The sequence below is a fragment of the Pedobacter sp. UBA5917 genome (assembly GCF_002432345.1).
GTDB lineage: Bacteria > Bacteroidota > Bacteroidia > Sphingobacteriales > Sphingobacteriaceae > Pedobacter.
Genome location: NZ_DJDT01000344.1, coordinates 1 through 7,732, shown reverse-complemented (window position 1 = coordinate 7,732; position 7,732 = coordinate 1). Strand labels below are relative to the sequence as shown.

The window sequence follows — 7,732 nt, the reverse complement described above, 5'->3', positions numbered from 1 at the left end:
TAGGGAGAAATTCTACCGCCAATACCGATTATAAATTAGATGCTGAGGTATATTCCTACTCGCGCAGTAAGGGGATTTTTGCAGGTGTATCGGTTAATGGTGCTTCACTTGATATAGATACGGCTGCCAATCTACGTTATTATGGAAAAGGAATGGGGCCAACCGAAATATTTGCTTCACAGGGCGATCCGGATGATGCAGTGACAAAAATAAAGTCGTACCTGGCGCCTTTAAAATAATAGACCAGGTATTCTAAAGTAAAAAAAACGGGGCTTCAGCTTAAAAACTGATGCTCCGTTTTTTTTGAGGTTGAACTTATTATCGAAGTGTTTTTTACATTTGTAGCATAGCAAAATAATATGCCGGAAGATTTAAAAGGTATTTACGGAAATATCGATATTTATTTATTTGACCAGTTATTAAAAGGTAATTATTCAGGCTGCCAATCTATACTGGATGCAGGTTGCGGTACAGGGCGGAACCTGTTTTATTTTTTAAGGGCAGGGCTTGATGTTTATGGGGTAGATGCTGATCCGGAAGCCATCGCCTATTGCAGAAAACTGGCGGTACACCAATATGGATCTGCCGTGGACGAACATTTCCGGGTAGCCGCTGTTGAGGAACTGCCGTTTGGGGATGAAAATTTCGATCTGGTGATCAGCAGTGCAGTGCTTCATTTTGCAAAGAATCTGGAACATTTTGAGTCTATGCTCAGTTCGATGTGGAGGGCACTTCGTCCGGGCGGCTACTTTTTCTGCCGTTTGGCCTCCGATATCGGCATTGAAAGCCTTGTAAAGTTTACAGGTAACGGCAGGTACCAGCTTCCAGATCAATCGGAACGTTTTCTCGTTAATCACGAAATGCTGATCCACCTGACCAAAAAACTTGGGGGAACCCTGTACGAACCCATCAAAACCACAAACGTGCAGAATTTAAGATGCATGACAACCTGGTGCCTTAAAAAGTAACCCTTTTTCCTGGTAATTTAAAAATTTGGAGCCTGTAAAATTTGTTTTTTACAGTTTGTGCCATGTTTTTTTTAGGGTTTCGCTGTTTTTTATTGTATTCGTAGTTTCTAAGGTATAAATTTGAAAGAGAAATATGGATATATACAGGGATTATAGTGATCAGGCACTTTGCTCACTTCTAAAAGAAGGAGATCGCCACGCCTATATCGAAATTTACTCCCGTTATAATAGTCTTTTGTACCTATACGCCCACAAAAAGCTTCGGAACAGGGAAGAAGCCAAGGATGTGGTGCAGGAAGTTTTTATCCAGCTATGGAAACGCCACCAGCAACTCTTATTTGATACCTCTTTGGCCGGATATCTTTACCAGTCAGTTCGCAACAGGGCCCTTAATATCTTCGCACACCAACAGATTGAACAAAAATATATCGATTCTTTAAACGATTTTCTGGGTACCGAAACATCGGGTACCGATTATCTGGTGAGGGAGAAAGACATTGCCGCGTTGATTGAAAAAGAAATCAACGCGCTTCCACCTAAAATGCGAGAGGTTTTTTTATTAAGCAGGAGAGAACATAAAACCTACAAAGAAATTGCGGCCGAGATGAATATATCCGAAGATACGGTGAATACGCAAATGAAAAGGGCGTTAAAAACCATGCGAGACAGATTAGGGCCGTTGTTTGTGCTCATCGGCTTCTTTTATTAATAATGTTTTATTTTCTTTTTAAATTTTAATCTTCTGATATACAGTTGATTGAGTGCTGTTTGATTTTTTTTCTTAAAAAATGCTAAACGCTTGTCACTGTATCACTTCCGTTAACTGTCATGGATATAATTAGCGCTTAAATTGACCACCGATGAATAACGCCAAAAACCTATTAGAAAAATACAAAGCCGGGCAATGCTCCAGCGAAGAAATATTGATATTACAAAACTGGTTCCACCAGCTGAATGCTGAAGAAAACCTGGAATTGGGAGATGAAGAACTCGAAAATGCAGAAACAGAGATGTGGAATGTAATAGCTGGCCAAACACAGGTTACAAAGAAAACCAGGCTTCACAGTCCGCATTACGGGTATTGGGCAGCTGCAGCCATATTGGTTATCGTATTGGGTGGATTGTTTTTTTACAAAATGCGGTTACAGCAGGGTAGTGCAAACTCTTTAGCCAGCAGTAACATAAAACGCGGCGAGCAGACAGCAACACTTACCTTATCAAACGGTAAAAAAATTGTACTGTCGGGTGCCCTCAATAACTCGTCGATAAACGAACATGGGGTAAACATCACCCGAACAGCTGATGGAAAGCTGATTTATAGAATTACTGAAAATACTACAGATACAGGTATTTATAATACTTTATCAACTGCAAAGGGCCAGCAGTATAGTGTTGTGCTGCCCGATGGATCGTTGGTGCATCTTAATGCGGGTTCCTCTATCACTTATTCTACTGGCTTGAACCACACCGCCAGAAGGAAAATTAAATTGGAGGGAGAAGCTTATTTTGAAGTGGCCAAAAACAGGCAGCATCCTTTTGAAGTATTAACCGGCCAACAAATGGTAGAAGTATTGGGTACGCATTTCAACATCAACAGCTATAGTGATGAACCCGCTACAAAAACCACATTACTGGAGGGAAGTGTAAAAGTTTTTCCACTCAGAAACCAGGGGAGCGATCAGCATAAAATACTTGTTCCGGGCGAACAGGCCGTTTTAAGCAAAGGCATGATCACGGTAGAAAAGGTAAACCCTGAAGAGGCCATATACTGGAAAGATAACAAATTCAGTTTCCATAGCGAAGATATTGAAACGGTGATGCGCGAAGTATCCAGGTGGTATGATGTAACTGTAATTTACCAGGATGATGTTAAACATGTGAAGGTTAGCGGCTCTGTTTCGCGCTTTGCCGACATTAGCATGCTACTTGATAAACTGGAAAAAACAGGACTGTTGAAATTTACAATTAAGGGGAGGAATATAACCGTATCAAAAACTTAAAATAGATCAAATTAATTAAATCATCCACAAACTAAACTAAACCAAACAAATGAAGAAAAATTTACAACAAAAGCGCTGATCCCGCGCGTAAGAAGGTACCATAAAGCGCAGAGGTGTTCGAGCACCCCTACGCAGATGTCTGGGTACCATTCTGATCGGGAAAAAATCCCGAAGAGACCGACTGAACATCAATCTTGAACCTAACCCAAACCTTACAAAAGTATGAATAAATCTACTTTTAACCTAGGTGTGCAGTTTAACCGGCTGCGCCCTAAAATTTTCATGGCTATGAAAGTAACCACCTTTCTGATATTAGCCATTTGTATGCAGGTAAGTGCTAGCACATTTGGCCAAAATATAACGCTCTCCCAAAAAAATGTTTCTTTAATCGAAACGCTTAACAGAATAAAACAGCTCTCCGGTTACGATGTACTTTATGGTGATGATATTTTGCCTAAAGCTAAAAATGTGAGTTTAAAATTATCGAATGTTACCCTGGATGTGGCATTGGAAGAGATTTTTAAAGGGCAGGACCTTACTTACTCCATCAGCGATAAAACCATTGTAATCAAGAAAAAAGACCTTGATTTTTTGGATAGGCTGATCAACCGGATCAGCGCTGTCGAAATTAGGGGAAATGTGGTCGACGAAAAAGGATTGCCCATGAGTAATGTAAGCGTTAGGCCCAAAAACGGAGGAAAAGCCGTTTACACAAACAGTACTGGCGTTTTTACCGTTAGCGTGGATAATGCAGATGCCATACTGGTTTTCTCTTATGTAGGCTATGCCACCAAAGAGTTGCCCGCGGCAAACAAAATGAGTGTTGTGATGCAGCCGGATATTTCCAATCTCGAACAGGTGGTGGTAACGGGTTACAGCCAAAAAAAGGCTTCAGAACTTACCGGAAGTGTACAGCGCATCAGTGGCGAAACACTGCGTAACGGCGTATCAACAGTTAACGGACTAGCCATGCTCAAAGGTGTGGCAACAGGCTTGTATATTGTAGAGCAGGGCGGTAGTGTAGCCAACCGCGGTCAGGTGGTGCTGCGTGGCCAAAGCAGTTTTAACGATGCTTCCAATACCAACTACGGTCCGCTTATTGTAATAGACGGCGTAATTACCAATGCGGCCAATCTTCAGGATATTATTGATCCGCAGGATATCGAAAGCATCAATATTTTACGGGATGCTGCTTCTACCGCAATTTATGGCTCGAGGGCAGCACAGGGCGTATTGGTGGTGGTAACCAAACGTGGGGCTATTGGCAAAACCCGGATAAACTTTAGCGCCAATTACGGAAAAGTACAGAATAACCGTGCCATCAGGTTTATGAACACACCCGAGGCTACAGCGCACATTACCAAATATATGCAGGCACTGTACAATGGTACGGCCTCGCTAAGAACCACCTATCCAACTTTTAACCAGTATTTTAATGCAACCAGAATTTTTTCTGATGCCGATATGGCCGTAAATACCGAATGGGACAATAATGCCTTTTTTACCGATGGCAATCAGAGCGATATCAACCTGTCGGTTTCGAGCGGAACAGATAAAACCAAATTTTATACTGCCCTTAACTGGAACAAGCAGGATGGTACTTTATTGGATGATGGCGTAAACCGTAAATCGATCCGTGTAAATATAGATCAGAAAATTACGGAAAAACTTACTTTCAGTTTAAATACCAATGCCATATTGGATAACTATACGGCCACCAATAGCGAAAACCAGTATTACCTGTTCCAACCCTGGGTTTCGCCCAATTATGCAAATGGTGCGCTGGCCGATTCAATCCCCAATTATGTTTACAGGGCCACGGGTGCCCGTACCACGCAGTATTACGATAACCCCTTATACTCCCATTCTTATAACACGTTAAAAACGAGCCGTTTAAATTTAATGGGTACAGGTATTTTAAAATATGCTGTTACGCCCTGGTTATCACTGCAATCGTCAAACTCCATTAACTATAATAACAACAGTGTAAACAGTTATAAAGATCCGCGAACCTATAGGGGAAGATACGATGGAGCAGCCTCAAACCGGATTTTTGTTAATGGTGCAATATCGCTTAACGATACCAAGAGCACCTATTTCTTAACTTCAAACCTGGCCAATTTCAATAAAACCTTTGGCGATCACCAGCTTTCGGCAATTGTTGGTCAGGAGTATTCGCGTACCCATTCCGAAAATGTAACCGTATCGGCCTACAATACCCCATATCCGGGCGAAAGAAATTTAGGTGCATTTTTAACTTATGGCACCTGGATCAACAAATTAACCGGAACACCAGCTATACCTTCATCTACAGCGCCTGTTGATAAGGCTTCGTTCTCTGTTTTTAGTGAGGTAAATGATAGTTATAAATCGAGGTATTTTGCTTCAGCCTCCATCAGGAGGGATGCATCTACCAATTTTGGGCTGAATAACCGGAACGGTACTTTCTATGCAGTAAGTGGTGGCTGGCTGATCAGTGGTGAAGAGTTTATGAAAAGCGCTAAAGCAGTGAGCAACCTGAAATTAAGGGCTTCTTATGGTACTTCGGGCAGGGAAGCAGGTGCCGATTACCTTAACTTTACTACCTATAGCGATGCGGTATTCTACAACACCACTACCACTTCGGGCTCTACCATTAACCGTTTGGGCAATGATAATATCACCTGGGAAACCACCTATACCACCAATTTGGGATTGGATATCGGTTTGTTTAACCGTGTTAACCTGAGTATCGATGTTTACGATAAAGATAGTAAAAACCTGCTGCAGAACGTACCGTTACCCAGTTATGTGGGCTTTAGTTCGCAATACCGCAACGTGGGCGAAATCAGGAACAGGGGGATTGATCTGCAGTTGAATACCGAGAACATCCGTTCGAAAGATTTTAGCTGGACGATGAATTTCAATATCAGTTTCAATAAAAACAAACTGGTTTCCATTAAAGGCGATTCGTTGGTTGATGGTTTTACAGGATCTTACTACCGTTATATCGGTGATGATATCAATTCGTTAAAAGCCATTAAATATGTTGGCGTAAACCCTGATAACGGCAGACCACAATTCGAAAGGGTACTGGCTAACGGACAGATCCAGATTGTAGACAGCATTGCGCTGGTAAAAGCCGACCGTTTACGTGGTTTTCAGGAAATTGGTTCTGCTACGCCGAAGTTTTTTGGTGGCTGGACGAACAATTTCCGCTATAAGAATTTCAGTTTGAGCCTCTTGTTCAATTTCTCGTACGGAAACAAAATCATGAACAATGCCGTAAGAAGCTTTGTTGATCCAACAGCCTGGCAGGCAGGTTTTAATATTCCACAACCCAATAATGCCATCCGTTTCTGGCAGGGCCCCGGCGATACCAATGCAAATTATCCGAATTTTTACGATCTGGCTTTTAGCCAGCGCGGGGCCATCAATATCAATTCGTCGCTTTTATATGTAGATGCAAGTTATGCCCGTTTGCGCAATATCCGTTTTGCCTACGATATACCGGCAGGGCTGTTGAAGAAGTTCCACCTTACTTCGCTCAACATTTATACGAGTATGGATAATGTATTTGTAATCAAATCGAAAGATCTGTTTGCTTCTGATCCTGAAGGGGCAACCATTGGCGGTACATCTAACTCCTACAGCGGTACTGGTATTGCCAGCGGCATGCCTAGGCGTTTTTTAGTGGGCTTAACCGCCGGATTTTAATTCTTGGTTCCATATTAACTCAAGCATAATACAATGAAAAGAAAAATATTTAATATCGGATACATAGGGGCATTGTTGATCATGATTACTTCATCTGCCTGCAAAAAACAGCTCGATAGCCTCACGCCGCATAATGTAAACTTTGAAAATCAGCAGTTTGGCTCACCCAATGGTTATACAAAAGCCACAATCGGTAATTATACCACCCTTTACAGTACCTACGAAACCCCTTGGTTCAACATCAGCGAATACAGGGGAAACAATGTAAAGGTTATTGATGTAACTTCTACCAGTAGTGCAGCCGATCTGCAGAATACCGATGCATTTAAATACAGTAACTCCGAATCCAAAGATTTTGGCCTGTCTGATGCCTTTTGGTTTGCCTCGTACAAAGCGCTTTTGGGCGTAAATGTGGTATTAAAAAATGTACAGGCTGGCGAAACCAATAACGTAATTTTACAGGCAAAGGCCGAAAATCTATTTTTAAGGGCCTTTATTAATTTTAACCTGTTGCGCGTTTATGGCCGTCCGTATTACCAGAGTCCGGCTACCAACCTGGGTATTCCGATTATTACCACACCGCTCGATCTTGGTGCAACACCTCCTGCCCGGGCAACTGTACAGGCTTCTTACGATCAGGTAATTGCCGATTTAAATCAATCCATAACTACCTTTAAATCGAAAGGGGTAAACAGTTTTGCCTCCAAATATGCTGCGTTTGCATTGCTTTCGAGGGTATATCTCTATATGAGCGGTACTTTCGATCAGCCCAATGCCAATTATGCAAGGTTATCGGCCCAGGCTGCCGATTCGGTAATTGTAAACGGAGGATACCGTTTATTACAGGGCAGTGCTTATTCTAATTATTATAGCGCAAGCAATCAGTTAAATACCGAAACCATTTGGGCAATTAACCATGAGGCCAGCACTTCAAACCTGCCCATTTTATTGATGCAGCCTCAGGGAACTTATGTAGGCCTTTATACCACCGGGCAGATTAAACCATCGCCCGATTTATTAAGCAAGCTGGTTACCGGCGACCTTCGTACGCCCTTGTCATCGCAGGTG

General features: G+C 42.1%; 6 protein-coding genes. All 6 read left to right on the top strand.

Annotation, left to right across the window (positions count from 1 at the left end):
• Positions 1-239 (top strand): lipid-binding SYLF domain-containing protein (locus B2V92_RS23750; protein ID WP_293312790.1); only part of this gene is annotated, 239 nt, incomplete at its 5' end.
• 120 nt (positions 240-359) lie between these two features.
• The gene (locus B2V92_RS23745) at positions 360-968 is read left to right on the top strand and encodes a class I SAM-dependent methyltransferase (protein WP_293312788.1); all 609 of its coding nucleotides are present in this window, start codon (positions 360-362) and stop codon (positions 966-968) included.
• A gap of 133 nt (positions 969-1,101) precedes the next feature.
• The gene (locus B2V92_RS23740) at positions 1,102-1,677 is read left to right on the top strand and encodes an RNA polymerase sigma factor (RefSeq protein WP_293312787.1); all 576 of its coding nucleotides are present in this window, start codon (positions 1,102-1,104) and stop codon (positions 1,675-1,677) included.
• Positions 1,678-1,828: 151 nt separating this feature from the next.
• Positions 1,829-2,968 (top strand): FecR family protein, encoded by a 1,140-nt coding sequence (locus B2V92_RS23735; RefSeq protein WP_293312785.1) that lies wholly within the window; start codon positions 1,829-1,831, stop codon positions 2,966-2,968.
• Positions 2,969-3,190: 222 nt separating this feature from the next.
• Positions 3,191-6,664, top strand: coding sequence for a SusC/RagA family TonB-linked outer membrane protein (locus B2V92_RS23730; RefSeq protein WP_293312783.1), 3,474 nt, complete (start codon positions 3,191-3,193; stop codon positions 6,662-6,664).
• Positions 6,665-6,697: 33 nt separating this feature from the next.
• Positions 6,698-7,732: RagB/SusD family nutrient uptake outer membrane protein (locus B2V92_RS23725; RefSeq protein WP_293312781.1), on the top strand; the 1,035-nt coding region annotated here is incomplete at its 3' end.